Raw genomic sequence first — 20,036 nt, 5'->3', positions numbered from 1 at the left:
AGCCCATGTCGACGCTGAACCTCTTTGGCTTCCTCAAGCCCGGCTCGCGCCTGGACGGCTGCCGGATTCGTGAGTGGAAGGGCGGCGGCGCCTACGGCGACGTATACCGGGGCGTGCGGGCGGGCCTGCCCGTGGCCGTCAAGGTGTCCAAGCACCGCCAGTTCAGCCTGGACAACAGCCGCTCGGATGAGAGGCTTTTGCGGGAGCTGGTGTGTCTGGTGCGCCTGGAGCACCCGTACATCGCCAAGGTGAAGGGGTGGTCGCGCACGCAGGATGGGCGCGGGTACCTGGTGCTGGAGTACGTGGAGGGCTGGACGCTGGGGGAGTGGATTGAGCGCCAGCGCCCCACCTTCCAGCAGGTGGCGCGCCTCTTCGCGAAGCTGACGCACGCGCTGGAGTACATGCACGAGCGGGGCGTGCGCCACCGCGACATCTCCCTCTCCAACATCATGGTGCGCAAGGTGGACGGCGAGCCCGTCCTCATTGACTTGGGGGCGGGCGAGTACTCCGGGGCATATGGGCTGACGGACGCGCCGCTGCCGCCGGGCACCACGCGCTACCGCTCACCGGAGGCGGTGAGCTTCTACAAGGAGAACCAGAACAACCCCGAGGCGCGCTACGCCTTCCCGGCGGAGGACGACCTCTACTCGCTGGCGGTGTGCCTCTATGACGCGCTGACGGACGCGGAGCCGGCCACTCCGGCGGAGGCGCGCAAGGCGCCGCGCATCGCCGTCAACAGCGCTTCAATGCCGCCGCCGGACGCGCGCGTGGCCAACCCGCGCGTGCCAGAGGACTTCAGCGCGTGGGTGGCGAGGTGGACGACGCGCGACGTGGAGGCGCGGCGCCCCGCGCTGGCGGCCATGCGTGAGACGCTGGAGGAGCTGGGCGAGCGGCGTGGCGAGGCGTGGGAGGCCACCGTGCAGCCGCCCAGGACGGTGGGCAGGGGCGCCCTGGCCCAGGCAGCGGCGGCGCTGTCCGGGAGGAGGTGGCTCGGGCTGGCGCTGGCCCTCACGGTGCTCTCGGTCGCGGGCACCTTCGCCTACCCGTGGCTGGCGTCCACCGCTGCGGGGGGGCCGCCCGCGTCCGAGGATGCCGGAGTTGCTTCCGCTGCGCCTCCTACAAAAGGAGCCGCCGTGCCCACGCCGGTACAGGCAAGTCCAGCGCTTGCCCATGACGGGGCGCTCACCGAGGCGGAATCCATGGCTCCTCCCGCGCCAGTTCCCAGCGGCGTGAGGACTGCTCCCGCGGCGTCTGCCTTCAAGGCTGAGCCCAGGCGCGCGAGCACGTCCCCCGCCGCTGGAGCGCGGCCCGCGCCACGGCCACTCGCGCCGCCCCCTTCCCCACCCGAGCCCCTTGCCAGTGCGGTAGCGTCTTCGTCCCAGTCGTCTTCTGACGTGAAGGAAAATCCCTCCGTGAGTGCCTCCAACCGCCCGTTGCCTTCGTCACCCGCCTCCGAGAAGTCGCCAAGGGGTTCCCACAGCCGCGCCTTCCTCGCGAAGTGCGCAGGGGCGACGGCCCTGTCCGCCGCCCTCATGGGGTGCCCCGCGCAGCAGGTACGGCCCTCCTCCCAGAGCTGCCCCGAGGAGGCCGTCCGGAGCATGAAGGCCCGTGGCATCCGGGAAACCCAGCACCTGGGGCTCCATGTGGACGTGACGCAGCCCTCGATAGAGGATCTGGCTGCCTGCGCGGCCGCTGGTGGCGGGCGTGAGTACATCCGTGGCTGGGGCTGTCTCATCGTGCTGGGGGACGGGGAGATTGTTTCCGAGATTGTCGACCCGGCGGGCTGGTTCAAGGAGGGCACGCGGCTCCATGGCCGGGTGTGGACGGCGGGCGACACCGTGGTGGGGCGCTACACCCGGGCGGTGCGGCCGGACGGGGAAGAGGCCATGGTCTGCGTGTCGCTGTCGCTCAATGGTGGCGCGCAAAAGGCAGTGGGCTCCCGGCCCGGCGCGGCGCGCATGGCGGACTCGGAGAACGCGCGCGTCATCTTTGGGAAGTGGCCCTGAGCGTGGAATGTAAAGCCACTTGACGCCGATTGGCTGACGTGGCCCGTCAATGTGGTTTTTGTTTCCGAGTTGCGAAAGCAAGCATCCTCAACCCTGTACGTCCTTCCTCTCCTTGCCTACCTGAAAGTAGTTTCCCGCCTGGTTCCGCGCGGTCTCCACCCCCGCGCCAGGAAGGAGACTGCCCATGCTGTTCTCGCGTTCCCACGTCTTCCCCAAGGGGACGGTGCTCTTCACCCGCAAGGGGGCCCTCTACGAGCTGCTGGAAGACCTGGGCGCGGGGCCTCATGGCGAGCGCCTCCTGCTTGCCCACAAGCGCGTGCAGGACAGACGGGCCAGCCGTGTCCTCCTCAAGGCGCTGCCCCTGTCGACCGCTTCGGCGTCCATGAAGGAGGCGCGCAAGCGGTTGGAGGAGGAGGTCCGGCTGGCGGCCTTCCTGAAGCACCCGAACATCGCCCGCGTCCATGGCACGCACAAAGCCAGACGTATCCTGTTTGTCATCACCGAGGCTGTCCCGGGGTACTCGCTGAACACGCTGCTCGAAGTGGCGTTCGCGCGCGGGCGCCACTTCTCCGAGCCCTTCCTGTTGTACGTGGGCGCCCAGGTGGCGGGGGCGCTGGCGCATGCGCATACCTGTCGGAGTGCCACAGGCGCGCCGCTGGGAATCGTCCACCGCGCGATTGACCCGGGCCGCATCCGCGTGGGGCTGGATGGGCAGGTGAAGCTGATGGACTTCGGCCTCGCGTCCGCGCGGCTGCCGGGGACGCGCACCACGCGCCGGCCCGGCGCCCGGGGCGAAGTCTACTGGGCCGCTCCCGAAGCGCTGCTGGGCCAGCCCGAGGATGGGCGCTCGGACTTGTTCGTGCTGGGCATGGTGCTGCTGGAGTTCGCTACCGGGACGCACCTGCTCAGCGCCTACCAGATGCTGCTCCAGGATTTGTGGGCGCTGGTGCCCGAAGGGGAGGCGGCGGCGCTGAGTGCGCTCATCGACCAGACACGAAGCGCCTGGGCGGGGGTGGACCCGGAGGAGACGATACTGCGAGCGGCCACCTTCTCTCCGGCGGATGTGGCGGCGGCGACGCGGCCGCTGTCCGAGCCCCTCCGCGCCATCTTCCACAAGCTGCTGCGGCGCGCGCCGTCGGAGCGGTACGCCTCCGCGCTGACGCTCCATGACGACCTGACCCAGGCGCTGCGGACGCACGGGACCTACAACGCCCGGGCGGCGACGCAGGAAATCCAGGCGGCGCTGCGGGAGGCCGGCCAGGCGCTGGCCGGGGAGGAGGAAGGCGCTCGGTGCGTGCCGCACGAGGACGCCATCACCACGGAGCCAGCTCCGGCGTGAGGCGGAGCGCCGCTTTTCGACGGATGAGGGTGCCTTTGCAGGCCAGGACGTACCGCGTTGCAGGCGGCCAGCCCTGGCCCGCGGTTCGCGCACGCGCCGCGCCCAGCGCCTACGGCTCGCCGATCATGCGTGCCGCCGGCGACCCAGTCCGAGCGTCCTGACAAGGACGAGGATGAGCACCGCGCCGAGGGTGGAGGAGAGAATTCCGGTCGGGTGCAGCTCCGCGACGCTTCCGCGCGAGAAGATGAACGACCCGACCCACCCGCCCACGAACGAGCCGACGACCCCGAGGACGATTGTTCCGAGAAGTCCCAGCCCACTGCGGCCGGGGACGATGAGTCTTGCGAGTAGTCCGGCCACGAGGCCGATGACGATGAGGGTAATCCAGCCCATGGTGAAGCCTCGGGAGTCTGTGATGTGTTGAAGAGACGTGGATGAAAATGAAGCAGCGACCGGAGCCGTGGAGGTTCCCGGTCGCTGCTCCCGAGCCGACTTTGAAGACCGTGGCGCTCTACGGCGACGGCTTGACGACGGTGTTGCCGTCCAGGATCACCGCGTCGATGCGCGTGAGCGCGCGGCCATTGAGGGTGGCGCCGGTGTTCAGCGTGATCGCCTGGTCCGCCATGATTGTCCCCTGGAAGGAGGTGGTCGTCCCCAGCGTCGCGGAGCTCCCCACCTGCCAGAACACGTTGGCCGCCTTCGCGCCGCCCGCGAGGATCACCTGTCGTCCGCTGGTCGTCGTCAGGGTGGAGGCGACCTGGAAGATCCACACTGCATCGGCATCGCCCTGCGCGTCGAGGGTGAGGTCACCCGAGGAGATGGCCAGCGTGGACGTCGACTTGTAGAGCCCGGGCGGCAGGGTCTGGCCGCCGATGTTGTCCGCGACGGTCACCGGACACAGCGTGCGCCCGGCCGCGTCGTTGTACGCGATGGTGAGGTCGGCCTGCGCCTGCGCCGAGGTCGGGTTGTTGACGTGCTGGGAGCCCACGACCGCGCCCGGCCCGAAGCCGGTGACCTCGGTGCCGGGGCTCACGCCCAGGTCGCCGGTGAGCGACGTCTGCCCCGTGCTGGTCACGGTGGAGCCGCCGAGCACGACGAAGCCGGCCGCAGAAGCGAGGTCGACGGGGGCCTGGCTGCAGGCCGCGGTGGTGAAGGTCCACAGGTGGTCGGCGGTCAGGGCGTTGCCCGCGGTGTCCCTCACGCCGGTGGTCACTGTCGCGGTGTACACGACGTTCACGTCCAGGGGCGCGTCCGGGGTGAAGGTGGCCGTGTTCGTCACCATGTTGAGAGAGACCGTGCCAGGCACCTCCACCGCGCCGTTGCGCAGGGTGAAGCTCTGAGCGTTGAGCGTCGCCGGATTCATGGCCTTGTCGAAGGTCGCGCTCGGACGGTTGTTGATTGAGACGGACATCGCCTGGTTCAGCGGCGTGTTCGAGGTCACCTCCGGCGGCAGGGCGTTGGTGGCGGTCCTGAAGGACCAGGAGACGTCAGCGGCCAGCGGCAGCCCGCCCAGGTCCTTCGCGCCAGTGGTCACCCTCGCGGTGAAGAGCAGGTCGGCGGCGAGCGGCGAGGAGGGCGCGAAGGTCGCGGTTCGGGTGCCCGCGACGTAGCTCACGGCCCCGCCCACGCCGTTTCCGCCCTGCGTGAGGGTGAAGGTCGTCTCATTGAGCGTCGCCGGGTCCATGTCTTCACTGAAGGTCGCGAAGATGGCGGTGTTCAGCGACACCCCCACGCCCTGATGCACCGGCAGGGTCGTGGTCACGGTCGGCGCGAGGTCTACGCCTGCGTCCGTGCCCCCGTCCTGGCCGGCGTCTGCGCCCGGCGGAAGGCCGCCGTCGGCCTCGAATTCGACGACCTGACGCCCGCAGCCCACGAGGAGCGACACGGTCAGGCACAGCACCGCGGATTTGAGCGCGTTCACTTGGAGCTCTCTTTGTCCAGAATGATGAAGTTCACGACGAACTCGACGCGGCGGTTGTTCTCGCGGCCCGCGGAGGTCTTGTTGGAGTCGGCGGGCACCGAAGAGCTGAAGCCCTTCGACACCAGCCGGTCCTGCGTGACGCCGCGCGAGACCAGGTAGTTGAGCACCGCCTGCGCGCGCCGCTCGGAGAGGGCCTGGTTGTGATCGTCCGCGCCCGAGGAGTCGGTGTGCCCTTCGACCTGGACCTTGAAGCCCGGGTTGTCCTTGAGCGCCTGGGCGACCTCATCGAGGAGGGGGAAGGACGCGTCCAGGAGCTGGGCATCGTCCCAGGCGAAGTAGAGCTTCTCCTTCAGCTCCAGCTTGTCGCGCTGGATGACGACCTTCTCGTACTGAGGGCAGCCCCAGTTATCGAGCGGGCCCGCGCGGTCGGGGCAGCGATCGATGTTGTCAGGGACGGTGTCGCCGTCGCGGTCCGGGCAGGACACGACGTCGACGGTGCGGACCTCGCCGGGCTCGCGTGCCCGCTCCCGGCCGGTGCCGAACTCGAAGCTCACGCCCAGGGTGAGCAGCTTCGCGTCGCGGTTGTCGGCCGTGCCGCGCTCCGGCTGGATGACCTGCAGGTAGCGGACGAACGGCCCGACCCAGAAGTTGCGCGCCTCGCCTATCGGCAGTGACACGCCCGCCGCGACGTCGAAGCCAGGGCGGTTCATATGCCCGGTGCGGACGTACAGCGCGTTGGCGTCCAGCCAGGGAGAGAGGCCGGCGAAGCGCTCCTCGTCGTGAGGCCGGTGCAGCCGAAGCCCGCCGCCGAAGCCCCAGACCACGCCTGACCTGGCGGCGTCGGTGCGGTTCGGCAACATCATGAACTGGGCGCTCGGTCCGACGTCCAGCCAGTCGGTGAGACCGATCAGCGCCTTGAGCGACTGGCCGCCGCCGACACCGTAGACCTCGGACTGGGGCGCGGTGAGCGGGATGGACACACCGGGCTCCAGCTTGAAGCTGAGGTCCGCGGCGCTCGCCAGGAGGGGGGAGAAGCACAGGGAAGGGACGACAACTCGGGCGAGCGCGCGCAGCTCGCGCGCGTGGGGCACTGCGGGGATATGGAGAGGCATTCGTTCCTGTCGAAGGGGACGGCCGGCCTGGTGTCCCCTGGGATGCACCGGGGGCTAGGCACTTTGCGGGCCAAGCCGAAGACGGCGTCATTTCCGGGCCATGGCGGGCGGCGCTGCACGGCGCGTTCTCGCCCGCTACATCAAAACGATGTAAGTCGCCGTTCAAATTGAAGTTCACGGAGGACTGTGGGCGATGCGCGCGGATGATTTGGACCACAAGGAACTGCTCGAGCTCGACCCCGAAGGAGGGGTCATCCGCTTCGCCGGTCAGCGGGCACTGGTGCTCGACGCGGTCGCGATGGGCCTGCTGCGAAAGCTCCTGGCCGACAACCTCGGTCAGACGGCCGCGCGCACGGTGCTCACCCAGTTCGGCTTCGCGCACGGCAGCCACATGGCTGAGTCAATGGAGTCGCAGTTCAAGTGGGACAGCGAGGACGACTGGCGCAACGCCGGCACCCGCCTGCACGCGCTGGAGGGCCTGTTCCGGGTGGAGCCCGGCAGCAGCGGCCCGCTCGCGAAGGCGGGCGTCACCCTGGCGTCCTCCTACGAAGCGGAGCAGCACCTGCGGCACTTCGGCCGGTCGGACGCCGCCGTGTGCTGGACGATCTCCGGGATGAGCAGCGGCTACCTCAGCCGCAGCGCGGACAAGGAGATCTACGTCCTGGAGGACCGCTGTGTGGGCAAGGGGGACGCTGCCTGTCACCTCGTCGGCCGCACGCGCGAGGAGTGGGGCGAGGACCGTGCGGAAGACCTGCACTACTTCGAACCCAACCACCTCCAGGCCGCCCTGGAAGGGTCGTTGTCGCGGATGACCCAGACGATGAAGGCCGCCGAGCGCAAGCTCCGCGAACACCGCCGGGCGCTGAGCCGTGTCGTCCCCGAGCTGGAGGAGCCGGACCATATCGTGGCCAAGAGCCCTTCGATGCGGACGTTGGTGGACCTGGTCACGCGCATCGCCAAGGTAGACTCCACCGTGTTGATCACCGGCGAGAGCGGGTCGGGCAAGGAGCGGATCGCGCGGTTGGTGCACGACGAGTCCTCGCGCGCGCATGGGCCGTTCATCGCGGTCAACTGCGGGGCGATTGCCGAGGGGCTGCTCGAGAGCGAGCTGTTCGGGCACGTCCGGGGCGCGTTCACCGGCGCGACCCAGGACCGGATGGGGCTCTTCGAGGCGGCGAACAGCGGAACCCTGCTGCTCGACGAGGTCGGTGAGCTCTCACCCGGGATGCAGGTGAAGTTGTTGCGGGCCCTTCAGGAGCGAGAGATCCGCCGGGTCGGTGAGAACAAGAGCCGGCGGGTCGACGTCCGCGTCGTCGCGGCCACCAACAGGAACCTCGCGGATGAGCTCGAAGCCGGCGGGATGCGAAAGGACCTCTACTACCGGCTGAAGGTCGTCGAGCTGTATGTGCCGCCGCTCCGGGAGCGGACGCAGGACATCCTCCCGCTCGCGCGGGTGATGCTGGCGCGTGCCGCGCTGCGGATGAAGCGGAAGATCCCCGGTCTGTCACCCGGAGCGTCCGACCAGTTGCTGGCCTATCCGTGGCCCGGCAACACGCGCGAGCTCGAGAACACGATGGAGCGCGCCGTTGCGCTCGCCCGCGGCAACTACGTGGAGGAACAGGACCTTCCCGAGGACGTGCGCGGGGCGCCGAGGACCGTCACCTCCCAGGGCTCGGTGCTCTCACTCGAGGCGGTGGAGAAGCAGCACATCCTCAAGGTGCTCGAGCGCAACGGCGGGAACCAGACGCGAACCGCCGAGCAGCTGCAGATCGGGCTGGCGACGCTGTACCGCAAGCTCAAGCGCTACGGGAAGATCGAGTCGAAGGTGCGCGGCCCGGACCGCGAGAAGCGCGGCGGGCAACCTCCGAAGCGCCGCCGGTCGAAGTGAAGCCGGCCACCGGGCGGGAAGGGGCAGCTCCGTCCGGCGGTTGGTGGAGGAGGTTGAGCCTGCCCCGATTCCGTTGGACACCCGAGCCGTGGTGGAGAGGGTGTCCCATGTCGGCACGTAACGCGAAGCAAATGAAGGACCGGGCGGAGCTGCTGAAGCCGCTCCAGCCCCAGCCGTAGAGGCGGGGGTTGTCTTCACGTCGCCGCGGACCACAGCTCCACTTCGTGCTCGCGAGCCCGCCGCAGCGCCTGCCCCAGCTCCACCGGGTAGGGCTGGCGCGCGGGTGACAGGGCGCGAAGCTCGGGCGGGAGCCGTGAGACTTCGCGTCGCGCGGAGTCGCGGATGTCCTCCAGCGTGGGTGAGGCCTCCGGCAGCCGCTGTCCTCCGCGCATCACCGGTTGGAGCAAGGGCCTTCCGGGCGCGGCGTCCTGCCTGCGCGTGAGCACGTCGCCGCGCGCCACGCCGTCCACCTCTTGCCGGTAGATTTGCTTCGCGCCCGGGAGCAGCAGCTTCCCCGACGACAGCTTCACCCGGGGCCGCCCCGCGTACGCCACCAGCTTGTAGGCCATGTCCAGCGCGGGCGCGTCCGACGAGACGCCCATCGCCGTGCCCACGCCGAAGCTGTCGATGGGTGCCCCGCTCGCCACCAGCCTCGCCACCGCGTCTTCGTCCAGCCCGCCGCTCGCGTACACGCGCACCTGCTCCAGCCCGGCTTCGTCGAGCAGCTCCCGCGACGCCTTCGACAGCGCGAGCAAATCGCCCGAGTCCAACCGGATGGAGCGCACCTGGAAGTCCTCGCCCAGCTCGCGCGCCAGCCGGATGACGTGCTGCACGCCGCGCAGCGTGTCGTAGGTGTCCACCAGCAGCGTGGCGTTCGGGTGGACGCGCACGAAGGCGCGGAACGCCTCCAGCTCGTCGTCGTGCGCCTGCACGTAGCTGTGCGCCATGGTGCCCGCGAGAGGAATCCCATAGGCCTTCCCCGCCAGCACATTGGAGGTGGAGTCCACGCCCGCCAGATACGCCGCGCGCGCCACCTTCAGCCCGGCGTCCGTGCCGTGGTAGCGCCGCAGGCCAAACTCCATGACGTGGCGTCCCGCGGCGGCCGTCACCACGCGCGCGGCCTTCGAGGCCACGGTCGTCTGGAAGTGCACCTGGTTGAGGAGGTACGTCTCCACCAACTGCGCCTCCGGCAGGGGCGCGCGGACCTCCAGCAGGGGCTCCTCGGCGAACACCGGCGTGCCCTCCGGGACGGCGTCCACGTCACCGCTGAAGCGGAAGCGTTCGAGCCACCCGAGCAGCCGGTCCGAGAAGCGGCCTTGAGACGCCAGCCAGTCCAGCGCCTCAGCGCCGAAGCGCAGCTGCTCCAGGTACCTCAGCGCATCGTCGAGCCCCGCCGCCAGCAGGTAGTTGCGCCGGTGCGGGAGCCTGCGCGCGAAGAGGCTGAACACGGCCTCGTCCCACATTCCCTCTTCGAGGTAGGCCTCCGTCATCGTCAGTTGGTAGAGGTCCGTCAGCAGCGCGGCGTCTTCCAGCCGGTTCATGTCGGGGGCTCCGCTCGAAGGGGCACTGGCGCCTCGAACTCAAGCTAGGCCCTGGCCTCGCCGCGCGCTCCCGCCTGTCCGCTGCCCGGCGGGCAGGCGTTCGCCTCGCACGCAGCTTTTGCCGCTCGGCCCCCGGCTGCGCATCTTTTGCGCGGCTGTCGAAGGCTGACAGCATGGGGGGCCGCATGGAGCAGGCCTTGCATTGACGCTGGCCGCACGCGGCGAGAACGGACTCGCCGAGCAGGGGAGCAGGCATGCGAGTGGCTGTCTTCGACACACACCGATACGACCGGGACGCGCTGGAGGCCGCGAACGCGCGTTTCGGACATGCGCTCACCTACTTCGAGCCGCGACTGACGCTCCAGACGGCGCCACTGGCGGAGGGCTTTCCCGCCGTGTGCTCCTTCGTCAACGACAAGGTGGACGCGGCCACGCTGGCGGTGTTGCACACGGGCGGGGTGCGGCTCGTGGCGGCGCGCTCCGCGGGCTACAACCACGTGGACCTCGAAGCGGCGCGGCGGCTGGACCTGCGCGTCACGCGCGTGCCGGAGTACTCCCCCCACGCGGTGGCCGAGCACGCGGTGGCCTTGGTGATGTCCCTCAACCGCCACATCCCGCGCGCCTTCTCGCGCGTGCGTGACTGGAACTTCTCGCTCGACGGGCTGGTAGGCTTCGACCTCGCTGGCAAGACGGTGGGCGTGGTGGGAACGGGCCGCATCGGGCGCGTGGCGGCGCGCATCTTCAAGGGCTTTGGTTGCAACGTGCTCTGCTACGACGTGGCGCCGGACGCGGCCTTCGAGCGCGAGTTGGGCGTGCGCTACGCCCCGCTCGAAACGCTCTTCGCCGAGTCGGACATCCTCTCGCTGCATGTCCCGCTGACGCCGGCCACACGGCACCTGGTGGACGCGGCTGCGCTGGCACGGATGAAGCGGGGCGTGCTGCTCATCAACACGGGCCGCGGCGCGCTCATCGACAGCAAGGCGCTGGTCGCCGCGCTCAAGTCTGGCCACATCGGCGGGGCCGGACTGGATGTGTATGAAGAAGAGGAGGGCGTCTTCTTCCAGGACCTCTCCGGGCAGGTGCTGCAGGACGACGTGCTGGCGCGGCTCCTGACCTTCCCGAACGTGCTCGTCACGTCGCATCAGGCCTTCCTCACCCACGAGGCGCTCGCCAACATCGCCGAGACGACGCTGGCGAGCATCCAGGCCTTCGAGCGTGGCGAGCCCCTGGTGAACGAGGTGCGCGCCGAGCAGGTGCTCCGCGCGCGTTGATTTCCACTCCACGCCTCACTCGAACCTGGAGCTGCCATGTCCATTGTCTGCGCCACCAACTTCTCCGACGCCGCGCGGCGGGCCTCCACGCTGGCCGCGGAGCTGGCTCGCAAGGCCGGCACGTCCCTGTGGCTGGTCCATGTCCTCAACCCCGACTCCGTGCGTGCCTTCGGTCAGGCCCTGCTGGGCTCCGCGGAGGCGGTGCTGAGCGACGAGACGAAGCGCCTGGAGAAGCTGGGGGCGAAGGTGGAGCCCGTGCTCCTCACCGGCGAGCCGGCGGTGATGCTGGAGGAGTTCTGCCGGGAGCAGCGCGCCTCGATGGTGGTGGCGTCGCGGGCCGTGGACGAATCCCCCTTCGGGGGCGAGGGCGGCACGGTGGACCGGATGGCGCAGTCGCTGACGGTGCCGCTGCTCGTCATGCGGGACCCGGCGCCGCTGGAGGCGTGGGCCCGGGGAGCGCGTCCCCTGAAGGTGTTGCTGGGCGTGGACCGCTCCCTGCCCTTCGAGGCCGCGCGTGACTGGGTGCTGACGCTGCGCAAGGGCGGCCGGGTGGACGTGGTGGGCGGACGCGTCTACTGGCCGGAGGAGGAGGCCCGCCGCCTGGGGCTGCGGCAGGCCATGGCCTACGGCGAGGCGCCGCCCGAGCTGCAGCAGGTGCTGGAGCGGGAGAGCGCGGAGCTGCTGGCCCCGCTGGCGGAGGCTGGTGCGCCCGTGCGCGTCCGCGTGGAGGCGGGTGTGGGGCGCATCGCCGACCACCTGGTGGAGCTGGCCGAACAGGAGCAGGTGGACCTGATGGTGGTGGGCACGCACCACCGGCGCGCGCTGGGGCGGCTGTGGAGCGTGTCGCGCCACGTGCTGCGGCTGGCGCGGATGTCCGTGGTGTGCGTGCCCTCGCAGGCGATGACGGTGGGGGTGGACACGCCGCTGCCGGAGTACCGCGAGGTGATGGTGGCCACGGACTTCTCGGAGACGGGCAACCGCGCGGTGGCGCATGCCTGCGCGCTGACGTCGCCGGGCGGCACGGTGCACCTGGTGCACGCCACCGAATCGAAGCCGTCGCTCGAAGAGGAGGCCCAGTTGCGCGAGCAGCTCTCGACGCTCGTCCCCAAGGGCGCGCGGGACAGGAACGTGCGGCTGGAGGTCATCCCCGGCGGCAAGGACGTGGTGGCCACGCTGGCGCAGACGGCCGAGCGGCTGGGCGTGAGCGCCATCGTCATGGGCACGCATGGGCGGTCGGGCTGGAAGCGCGCCGTGCTGGGCTCGGTGACGCAGTCCCTGCTGCTGCGCACGGACCGGCCCGTGCTGGTGGTGCGGCCTCCGGCGACGTGATGATGCGCGTGGACGCTTCCTGCTTCGCTAGGAGGCGTCCACGTCCACGTAGGCGCGCTTCGCCAGGACGGACACGAGGCGGCCCTCCGGCAGCACATAGGCGGAGAGCTTGCCGCCATACACGCAGCCGGAGTCCAGCCCCACCGCATAGGGGTGCCGCTGGACGCCCCGCATGGCGTCGTGGCCGAAGATGACCAGCTCCGGCCCCTGCCACAGGCTGGCCCACGGCGCGCCCGCGTCCACGCGCTTCGACGGCGTCCCATCCGCCAGGATGCTGCGCAGGTTGAGCAGCTCGTCTTCCTTCTGCGCCTCCAGCGGCACGCCTGGCACCAGCCCGCCATGCACGGCGACGACGTTCAGCTCGGGGAAGAGGCGGTACAGCGGCTGGGCCTCCAGCCACGCCCAGTCCTCGGGCGTCAGGGTGTCCAGCACCTGCTGATGCTCGGGCTTCAGCTTCTTGCCGCGCGGCCCCCGGCCCGCGTGCCAGCGCAGCACGTGGGCGTCATGGTTGCCCCGCACCGCCAGGAAGCCCTGCTCCCGCGCGCGGCGCACCACGCCGGCGGAGTCCGGGCCCTTCGCCACCAGGTCCCCCACCAGCACCACGCGGTCGCCTGGCTGCCAGGCGCACTGCGCCAGCAGCGCGTCCAGCTCCTCCGCGCACCCGTGCACGTCTCCAATGAAGAGCGTTCGCATCCGCCCTTCCTTTAATGCGCTTTGCATCCATCCGGAAACCCTCTGTGGGGCGTCAGGCCTTCAGGGCGCTCGCGAGGCGGGAATATGTGGGGGCCCGGGCAGGTGTGGTGTACCGGCCACGCCTGGCGCATGGCCCGCGCATTGCTGGTATGGCTGGGCGCGTGGTGGAGGTGAATGTGGAGTCAATCGGCAGTGGCCCCGGGGACGCGGTCCATTCCTCGTGGCTGGAGTTGAGTGCGTCCGCCCTGCGGCACAACGTCGCCGTGTTCCGGGGCCTGGAGGGGCAGGGGGCGGCGCCGCGCGCGCTGGGGGTGGTGCTCAAGGGCAACGCGTATGGGCACGGGCTCGCGCAGGTGCTGCCCGTGGTCCACGGCGAGGTGGACGTCCTCTATGTCATTGCCCCGCAGGACGCGCTGAAGGTGCGGGAGTACGAGCGGGCACGGGGGCTGGCGCCGCGGCAGGTGCTCGTCCTGGGCGCGGTGGCGCCGGACGAAGCGGTGGTGCTGGCGCGCGCGGGCGTGGACGCGGTGGTGGCGGACCGTGGCTGGGCGGACGCGGCGGCGGTGTTGCGCGCGGCGACGCTGGAGCGCCCCCTGCGGGTCCACGTCCACATCGACACCGGCCTGGGGCGCGAGGGCTTCACCCTGGAGGGGCTGCCCACGGAGGCTCGCTTCCTCTCGGCGTCACGCGACGTGTTGGAGGTGGTGGGCGCGCTCAGCCACTTCGCGAACACGGAGGACGTGACGGAGCAGGGCTACGCGCTGGCGCAGGTGGAGGCCTTCGAGAAGGGCCTGGCGTTCCTGTCGGAGCAGCTGGCGCCGGCGCAGCCGCTGCAGCGGCACATCGCCGCGAGCGCCGCGACGCTGGTGCTGCCCCGCGCCCGCTATGAAGCGCTGCGCGTGGGGATTTCGCTCTACGGCCTGTGGCCGTCGCCGGAGACGCGGCTGTCGGCGCGGCTGGTGCTGGGCGAGGTGCCGGTGCTCAAGCCGGTGCTGTCGTGGCGGTGCCGCAGCCAGGTGGTGAAGTGGCTGCCCGCGGGCAGCTACGTGGGTTACGGCTGCACGTACCGGTGCCCGGAGCCCACGCGCATCGCGGTGCTGCCGGTGGGGTACTACGACGGCTACCCGCGCCTCGCGTCGGGCAAGGCGCACGTGCTGGTGAAGGGCCGCCGGTGTCCGGTGCTGGGACGGGTGATGATGAATCACCTCATCGTGGACGTGACGCGCGCCACGTCCGACGAGCGCCCGGTGACGGCCACGCTGCTGGGCCGCGACGGAGAGGAGTCCGTGCCCGCCGAGTCACTGGCCGGCTGGGCCCAGACGATTCACTACGAGGTCGTCACCCAGCTGGGGGCGCATCTGAAGCGGGTGGTGGTGGCGTAGTCCCGGCGGGCAGGGCGGCCTCTGGCGGAGGCTGCACCTTCCAGCGGCGGTGCAGCCACATCCACTGGTCCGGGTACTTGCGGATGCAGCGCTCCAGCGCGGCCGTGACGCGCGCGGTGTGCTCCGTCATCGGGTCGGCGCACTCACCCGGCGCGGGCGGGAGGATGGGGCCTTCTACCGCCAGGCGGAGGCGCGCGCCGCCCCGGCCGTTGCGCACACCCATCACCACGAACACGGGGGCCTTCGTGCGCGCGGCCGCCACCGCCATGGCCGGCGTGGTGGAGGCCAGCTTGCCGAAGAAGGGCACGAAGGCGGCCGCCTTCGCTGGCAGGGCCTGGTCCAGCAGCATGAAGGGTGACTCGCCGCGCTTCACGGCCTTGATGACTTCCTGGATGGCGCCCCGCGGGTAGATGAGGCCGGCGCCCATGCGCACGCGGTTCTCCGCGATGCGCGTGTTGAGCGCGCCCTTCAGCGGGCGCACCAGGCCGACAATCGGGATGCCGTGGCGGGTGACCATGTCCCCCAGCAGCTCCCAGTTGCCGAAGTGCGCCGTCACCAGCAGCGCGCCCTGGCCCGTGGCCACATGCGCCTTCAGCGCCTGCCAGGCCGCTTCGCCTTCCACGCCCTGCTCGGCCCAGTCCCGCGGCAGCCGGTCGCCGGACGGCAGCGACTCCAGCACCACGCGCGACATGTTGATGTACGCGCCGCGCGCAATCTCGCGCCGCTCCGCGTCACTCTTCTCCGGCAGCGCCATGGCCAGGTTTTCCAGCGCCACGCGACGACGGATACCCAGCCTGTACGCGAGGTTGCCCACGAAGCGAGCGAGCGCGTCACGCGACTCCGGAGACAGCCACGTCACGAAGGCCCAGACGAAGCGCGTCAGGAACCCCACCACGCGTCCGGGGGGCGTGCCGACGACGCGGAGCAGGTGCTCCGCCGGTCGCTTCGGCGTCAGGGTGGGTGCGTCAGGGGGCGGGGAGGCAGGCACAATCTCGGACACGGTGACGCACTCCACCGCGAAGTGGAGATGACAGCAAGGCCACACCTGCCTGTTGCGCGCTACCTTGCCCGCCCGGCATGGGACACACTGCGCGCCATGCCCAACCTGCTCCGTCCAGCGGCCGTGGCCGCTGTGGCCCTCCTCAGTGCGTGCGGTGCCCGGCAGAACCCTCCCGCCGCCGCCCAACCCCCTCCGGCCCAGGCGCCACGACAGGCCGTCCCCGCGGCGCCTCAGTCACCGAAGCTGCGCCTGCCCACGGAGGTGCGCCCCACCGGCTACACGGTGGAGCTCACGCTGGACCCGAAGGTGTCCGTGTTCCAGGGCGTGGCGGACATCGCGCTCGAGGTGACGAAGCCCACGTCCGTGGTGTGGCTGCACGCGAAGAATCTCAACGTGACAGGGGCGGTGGTCGTCCAGAACGGCTCGGCCTTCCTTGCGGCGCCGGTGAAGGGCGAGGAGGACTTCCTCGGCTTCTCCTTGAAGCAGCCGCTGGCCCTCGGCAAAGCGCGGCTGATCATTAATTATGAAGGCGTCGCATCCGACAAGGAGACGGACGGTGCCTTCCGCGTCAACGAGGGCGGGGACTGGTACCTCTACACCCAGTTCGAGCCGGTGGACGCGCGCCGCGTGTTCCCCTCCTTCGACGAGCCCGGCTTCAAGGTGCCGTGGCAGCTCACCTTCCACGTGCCCGCGGGCGTCGTGGCCGTCACCAACACGCCGCAGGAGTCGGAGGAGGCCCGCCCGGACGGTGGCCGCACCTACCGCTTCGCGCGCACGCAGCCGCTGCCCAGCTACCTCATCGCCTTCGGCGTGGGGCCCTTCGACTTCCTCCCCGCCGCGGACGCGGGCCAGAAGAAGGTGAAGACGCGCATCATCACCCCGCGCGGCCGCACGGTGGAGGGCACCTATGCCGCGCAGGTGACGCCGGAAATCCTGGCCGCGCTGGAGGACTACTTCGGCACCCCGTACCCGTACGAGAAGCTGGACGTGCTGGCGGTGCCGCTGCTGGGCGGCGCCATGGAGCACCCAGGCCTGGTGACGTTCAACTCGCGCCTCATCCTCGCGAAGCCGGAGGAGGACTCGCTGGGCCGTCAGCGCGGCTTCGCCGACACGCAGGTGCACGAGCTGGCGCACCAGTGGTTTGGCAACCTGGTCACGATGCAGTGGTGGGATGACCTGTGGCTCAACGAGGCCTTCGCCTCGTGGATGACCCCGCGCCTCGTCGAGTCGTGGCGCCCCGCCTGGGACGCGCCCGTCGAGCGCGTACACGACCGCGCCCGAGCCCTGGACGCGGACAGCCTCCTGTCGGCGCGTCGCATCCGCCAGCCCATTGAGAGCGCCAACGACATCCACAACGCCTTTGACGGCATCACCTACGGCAAGGGCTCCGCGGTGCTCAGCATGACGGAGGAGTGGCTGGGCCGGGACGTCTTCCAGCGCGGCATCCAGCGCTACTTCCGCAAGCACGCGGGCGGCAACGCCACCGCGAAGGACTTCCTGGACGCCGTGTCCGCCGAATCCGGCAAGGACGTGACGGGCATGCTGGGGACCTTCCTGGACCAGAGCGGGGCGCCGCTCGTCACCGCGTCGCTGGTGTGCGGCGCGGACGGCGCGAAGGTGGTGCTCACGCAGCGGCGCTACCTGCGGCTGGGGGCCACGTCACCGGGCCCGCAGACGTGGAAGGTGCCGGTGTGCGTGGAGTACGCGGCGGGCGGCAAGGAGGCCCGGACCTGCACGCTGCTGGAGGGCGAGCGCGCGGAGGTGGCCCTGAGCGAGGCGAAGACGTGCCCGGACTGGGTGTTCCCCAACGCGGAGGGCGCCGGCTACTTCCGGGTGCAGCTTGATGGGGACGCGGCGGCGAAGCTGGCGAAGTCCGGGATGAAGCGGCTGTCGCGCACCGAGCAGGTGACGTTCCTGACGGACGTGCGCGCGCTGGCCCTGGCCGGGACGATTCCCGCCGCCGAGGCCCTGGCCCTGACGAGCCGCCTGGCGAATGAGCCGGACCGCGTCGTCACCCTGGCCTCGTTGGATTTGCTGGAGCTGGCCAGCTCGCGGCTGCTTCCGGACGAGAAGCTGGAGGACCGGGCCCGCTTCCTGCGGGAGACGTATGGGCCCCGGGCGCGGCAGCTCGGCTTCACCCCGCGCAAGGGCGAGAGCGAGGACACGCGCCTGCTCCGTCCCCGGCTGGTGCGGCTGGCGGGCCGGGAAGGCAGGGACCCGAAGCTGCTCGCGGAGGCGCGCGCCCTGGCGAACACGTGGCTGAAGGACAAGCGCGCGGTGGCGCCGGAGATGGTGGACGTGGTGCTCGCCATCGCCGCCACCGAGAACGACGCGGCCTTCCGGGAGCAGCTCGTCGCGGCGGTGCGCTCGGAGAAGGAGCGGCGCACGCGCCAGCACCTCATTGGCGCGCTGAGCAGCTTCACGGACCCGGCGCTGGTGAAGCAGAACCTGGGCCTGGTGTTCGAGAAGGGCCTGGACCCGCGTGAGACGGTGTGGATGGCGTTCGCCGCCTCGCATGGCCTGCGCACCCAGGACGTGGCCTTCGACTTCGTGAAGGAGCACTACGACCGCCTGGTGGGGGACTCACCCGAGGCGCTGCTGCCCGTCGAGGCCGCCGGACGCATGGCCTACGTCGGCAGCCACTTCTGCGATGCGGGCAAGCGTCAGCAGATGGAGGACTTCTTCACCGAGCGCAACGCGAAGGCGCCGGGTGGCCCCCGGATGCTGGCGCAGGTGCTGGAAATCGTGGACCAGTGCATCGCGCTGAAGGAGGCGCAGGCGGCCAGCGTCGAGTCCTTCCTCGCCAAGGGCGCCACGCCGCGTCCGCCGCGGGCGCCCACGTCGCGGTAGTCCGCGCGGGCGGCCGGGCCCGGCATCCCTCGCGGGGGTGGCCGGGCCCGGAGGCTCAAGCCGGGCCCTACTTCCGGCCGCGGGACATGAAGGACATGAAGGCCTCCTGCGCCTCGGCGGACTGGAGGCGCTGGATGAACTCGCCGCCCTCGCGGGCCAGCGTCTCGCGAAGCTGGGCGCGCAGGGGCTCGCGAACCAGCCGCTTCGTCACGCGCACCGCTTCGGCCGGGCGGGAGGCCAGCGTGGTGGCGCGCTCGGTGGCCACCTGCTGGAGGCTGGCGTCCGGCACCACCTTGTTGATGATGCCCGCGCGCAGCGCCGTGGCCGCGTCGAAGGGCTCGCCGAAGAGCAGCAGCTCGCTGGCCAGCGCGAAGCCCGCCGTCCTGGGGATGAGCAGGCTGCTGGCGCCCTCCGCGCAAAGCCCCAGTTGGACGAAGGGCATGTGGAAGCGCGCGCGCTCGCTGGCCACCACGTAGTCACAGTGCAGCAGCATCGTCGTGCCGATGCCCACCGCCGGGCCGTCCACCGCCGCCAGCACCGGCTTGTCCGCGTCCACCAGCGCGCGCAGGAAGCGGAACACGGCGCTGTCCTCGCCCGCGGGCGGGTGCTCCATGAAGTCGCCAATGTCGTTGCCGGCGGTGAAGACGTTGCCCGCGCCGGTGAGCAGCACCGCGCGCACGTCGACGTTGCCCTCCGCGTCCTTCAGCGCGCGGGTGGCCGCCTCGTACATGGCATGCGTGAAGGCGTTCTTCTTCTCGGGCCGGTTGAAGGTGAGGGTGAGGACCCCCGAGTCGAGCTTCGTCAGCAGCGTTTCGGACATGGTGCCGGGGAGCCTAACCGACTCCGTGCACTGTTGCCGCGCAAGCGCGTCGGTGTTCCATGGCGGACCATGGTCCGCCATGTTCATGGGGTCTTGCTGAGAAATAATGGAATGCGTTCAATCTTTCACGGGTATGCGCGGCGGGCGGCACCGCCGCTGATGGGGGCATCGTGAAATGATTCCCCTCGGGAGTCACCGGGGTCGCGGCCTGCGCCGGAGCACGAGGCGGCTCAATGCTGCTTGGAGGGTGCCGAACTCAAGCGGAGCAGGGGGCTCTCGCGCCTTCATGTCAGTCCTTGCGGCTATTCTCCCTGGAATAGAGGGGGAATCAGACACCATGTTTTTGGTGGACGTGCTGGAGGAGCACCTCAACGAGGTCGAATTTCGGTGGCTGCAGTGGGAGAGTTCGCTGGAGGCGGCTGACGTCACCCTCGAAGAGGCGGCAACGCGTGGGGAGCGACTGCTGGCGCACCTGGAGGGGCTGGAGGATACGTCCGCACTCGACGCCGTGCTGCGCCCGGCTTTCGACCCGGAAGAGGCAACGCGCGTTTTGGCCGCTACCCGTGCGCCGCTGGAGCTGTGCCATGTGGACGAGGTACTGATGCTGCTGCGAGGCGCGGACGCGCCAACTCGCGCCGCCATTCTCCGGGCGCTGGAGGTGAGGGGCGGTCCAGGTCTGGCTCCCGACCTCCTCGAGCTGCTGAAGCTGGAGGACGCGGCGCTCCAGACGGGCGTGCTGGAGGCGCTGGTGCGCTTCTTCACCCATGACGAAGCGATTTGCCCTGGCCGGACGTGGCCGGCGTGAAGGACTTTTGGTGAGAAATCCACGATTAGTGAGGAACGCGCGCTATCTGCGGGGGCATCCCTTCACCGGCCTGGTGCTG

At 70.4% G+C, this 20,036-nt stretch carries 15 protein-coding genes; 8 read left to right on the top strand and 7 right to left on the bottom strand.

What is annotated here, in order from left to right:
• The first annotated feature begins 5 nt into the window (after positions 1 to 5).
• Positions 6 to 2,006: a serine/threonine protein kinase gene (locus tag KGD87_RS25040; protein ID WP_284663133.1), complete on the top strand. Its 2,001-nt coding sequence runs from the start codon at positions 6 to 8 to the stop codon at positions 2,004 to 2,006.
• A 184-nt stretch (positions 2,007 to 2,190) separates the two neighbouring features.
• On the top strand, positions 2,191 to 3,345 hold the full coding sequence (locus tag KGD87_RS25035) for a serine/threonine-protein kinase (RefSeq protein ID WP_284663132.1): 1,155 nt from the start codon (positions 2,191 to 2,193) through the stop codon (positions 3,343 to 3,345).
• A 123-nt stretch (positions 3,346 to 3,468) separates the two neighbouring features.
• Here the strand turns inward: KGD87_RS25035 and KGD87_RS25030 are convergent, their stop codons facing one another.
• From KGD87_RS25030 to KGD87_RS25020, 3 genes are all read right to left on the bottom strand, one after another.
• Positions 3,469 to 3,738: a GlsB/YeaQ/YmgE family stress response membrane protein gene (locus KGD87_RS25030; RefSeq protein ID WP_284663131.1), complete on the bottom strand. Its 270-nt coding sequence runs from the start codon at positions 3,736 to 3,738 to the stop codon at positions 3,469 to 3,471.
• Positions 3,739 to 3,856: 118 nt separating this feature from the next.
• Positions 3,857 to 5,266 carry an ice-binding family protein gene (locus KGD87_RS25025; RefSeq protein ID WP_284663130.1) on the bottom strand — a complete coding sequence of 470 codons (1,410 nt, stop codon included), beginning with the start codon at positions 5,264 to 5,266 and terminating at the stop codon, positions 3,857 to 3,859.
• Entirely contained in the window at positions 5,263 to 6,378 is a 1,116-nt protein-coding gene (locus tag KGD87_RS25020) for an OmpA family protein (protein WP_284663129.1), read from the bottom strand. Before KGD87_RS25020 ends, KGD87_RS25025 begins: the two co-directional genes overlap by 4 nt.
• Positions 6,379 to 6,571: 193 nt before the next feature.
• On the opposite strand from KGD87_RS25020, the gene KGD87_RS25015 reads away from it, so the two are divergent.
• Positions 6,572 to 8,266: a sigma-54-dependent Fis family transcriptional regulator gene (locus tag KGD87_RS25015; RefSeq protein WP_284663128.1), complete on the top strand. Its 1,695-nt coding sequence runs from the start codon at positions 6,572 to 6,574 to the stop codon at positions 8,264 to 8,266.
• A gap of 194 nt (positions 8,267 to 8,460) precedes the next feature.
• On the opposite strand, the gene KGD87_RS25010 is transcribed toward KGD87_RS25015, so the two are convergent.
• Positions 8,461 to 9,807 carry a nicotinate phosphoribosyltransferase gene (locus tag KGD87_RS25010; RefSeq protein ID WP_284663126.1) on the bottom strand — a complete coding sequence of 449 codons (1,347 nt, stop codon included), beginning with the start codon at positions 9,805 to 9,807 and terminating at the stop codon, positions 8,461 to 8,463.
• Positions 9,808 to 10,061: 254 nt separating this feature from the next.
• Here KGD87_RS25010 and KGD87_RS25005 point away from each other — a divergent pair, with 254 nt between their 5' ends.
• Together KGD87_RS25005 and KGD87_RS25000 are read left to right on the top strand one after the other, a co-directional pair.
• Positions 10,062 to 11,078, top strand: coding sequence for a 2-hydroxyacid dehydrogenase (locus KGD87_RS25005; RefSeq protein ID WP_284663125.1), 1,017 nt, complete (start codon positions 10,062 to 10,064; stop codon positions 11,076 to 11,078).
• A gap of 36 nt (positions 11,079 to 11,114) precedes the next feature.
• Positions 11,115 to 12,407 (top strand): universal stress protein, encoded by a 1,293-nt coding sequence (locus tag KGD87_RS25000; RefSeq protein WP_284663123.1) that lies wholly within the window; start codon positions 11,115 to 11,117, stop codon positions 12,405 to 12,407.
• A gap of 27 nt (positions 12,408 to 12,434) precedes the next feature.
• On the opposite strand, the gene KGD87_RS24995 is transcribed toward KGD87_RS25000, so the two are convergent.
• Positions 12,435 to 13,100 (bottom strand): metallophosphoesterase, encoded by a 666-nt coding sequence (locus KGD87_RS24995; RefSeq protein ID WP_284663122.1) that lies wholly within the window; start codon positions 13,098 to 13,100, stop codon positions 12,435 to 12,437.
• A 149-nt stretch (positions 13,101 to 13,249) separates the two neighbouring features.
• Here KGD87_RS24995 and alr point away from each other — a divergent pair, with 149 nt between their 5' ends.
• On the top strand, positions 13,250 to 14,482 hold the full coding sequence (gene alr, locus KGD87_RS24990; RefSeq protein ID WP_284663120.1) for an alanine racemase: 1,233 nt from the start codon (positions 13,250 to 13,252) through the stop codon (positions 14,480 to 14,482).
• On the opposite strand, the gene KGD87_RS24985 is transcribed toward alr, so the two are convergent.
• On the bottom strand, positions 14,439 to 15,482 hold the full coding sequence (locus KGD87_RS24985) for a lysophospholipid acyltransferase family protein (RefSeq protein ID WP_284663119.1): 1,044 nt from the start codon (positions 15,480 to 15,482) through the stop codon (positions 14,439 to 14,441). The two genes, alr and KGD87_RS24985, sit on opposite strands and share 44 nt — an antisense overlap.
• A gap of 96 nt (positions 15,483 to 15,578) precedes the next feature.
• On the opposite strand from KGD87_RS24985, the gene KGD87_RS24980 reads away from it, so the two are divergent.
• Positions 15,579 to 18,332 carry a M1 family metallopeptidase gene (locus KGD87_RS24980; protein WP_284663118.1) on the top strand — a complete coding sequence of 918 codons (2,754 nt, stop codon included), beginning with the start codon at positions 15,579 to 15,581 and terminating at the stop codon, positions 18,330 to 18,332.
• Positions 18,333 to 18,399: 67 nt separating this feature from the next.
• Here the strand turns inward: KGD87_RS24980 and KGD87_RS24975 are convergent, their stop codons facing one another.
• Positions 18,400 to 19,152 carry an enoyl-CoA hydratase gene (locus tag KGD87_RS24975; protein WP_284663117.1) on the bottom strand — a complete coding sequence of 251 codons (753 nt, stop codon included), beginning with the start codon at positions 19,150 to 19,152 and terminating at the stop codon, positions 18,400 to 18,402.
• 337 nt (positions 19,153 to 19,489) lie between these two features.
• On the opposite strand from KGD87_RS24975, the gene KGD87_RS24970 reads away from it, so the two are divergent.
• A complete protein-coding gene (locus KGD87_RS24970) occupies positions 19,490 to 19,957 on the top strand; it encodes a hypothetical protein (RefSeq protein ID WP_284663116.1) in 468 nt (155 codons plus the stop codon).
• The last annotated feature ends 79 nt before the right edge of the window (positions 19,958 to 20,036 follow it).

Source organism: Myxococcus sp. SDU36 (assembly GCF_030168875.1).
Classification (GTDB): Bacteria; Myxococcota; Myxococcia; order Myxococcales; family Myxococcaceae; genus Myxococcus; species Myxococcus vastator.
This window is presented reverse-complemented; position numbering and strand designations above follow the sequence as displayed.

Excerpts from the sequence above, each read along its gene's own strand:
- KGD87_RS24980 (WP_284663118.1), top strand. The coding sequence starts at position 15,579 with ATGCCCAACCTGCTCCGTCCAGCGGCCGTGGCCGCTGTGGCCCTCCTC.
- alr (WP_284663120.1), top strand. The coding sequence starts at position 13,250 with ATGGCTGGGCGCGTGGTGGAGGTGAATGTGGAGTCAATCGGCAGTGGC.
- KGD87_RS24975 (WP_284663117.1), bottom strand. The coding sequence starts at position 19,152 with ATGTCCGAAACGCTGCTGACGAAGCTCGACTCGGGGGTCCTCACCCTC.
- KGD87_RS25020 (WP_284663129.1), bottom strand. The coding sequence starts at position 6,378 with ATGCCTCTCCATATCCCCGCAGTGCCCCACGCGCGCGAGCTGCGCGCG.
- KGD87_RS25005 (WP_284663125.1), top strand. The coding sequence starts at position 10,062 with ATGCGAGTGGCTGTCTTCGACACACACCGATACGACCGGGACGCGCTG.
- KGD87_RS25030 (WP_284663131.1), bottom strand. The coding sequence starts at position 3,738 with ATGGGCTGGATTACCCTCATCGTCATCGGCCTCGTGGCCGGACTACTC.
- KGD87_RS25010 (WP_284663126.1), bottom strand. The coding sequence starts at position 9,807 with ATGAACCGGCTGGAAGACGCCGCGCTGCTGACGGACCTCTACCAACTG.
- KGD87_RS25000 (WP_284663123.1), top strand. The coding sequence starts at position 11,115 with ATGTCCATTGTCTGCGCCACCAACTTCTCCGACGCCGCGCGGCGGGCC.
- KGD87_RS25040 (WP_284663133.1), top strand. The coding sequence starts at position 6 with ATGTCGACGCTGAACCTCTTTGGCTTCCTCAAGCCCGGCTCGCGCCTG.
- KGD87_RS25035 (WP_284663132.1), top strand. The coding sequence starts at position 2,191 with ATGCTGTTCTCGCGTTCCCACGTCTTCCCCAAGGGGACGGTGCTCTTC.
- KGD87_RS25015 (WP_284663128.1), top strand. The coding sequence starts at position 6,572 with ATGCGCGCGGATGATTTGGACCACAAGGAACTGCTCGAGCTCGACCCC.
- KGD87_RS24970 (WP_284663116.1), top strand. The coding sequence starts at position 19,490 with ATGTTTTTGGTGGACGTGCTGGAGGAGCACCTCAACGAGGTCGAATTT.
- KGD87_RS24995 (WP_284663122.1), bottom strand. The coding sequence starts at position 13,100 with ATGCGAACGCTCTTCATTGGAGACGTGCACGGGTGCGCGGAGGAGCTG.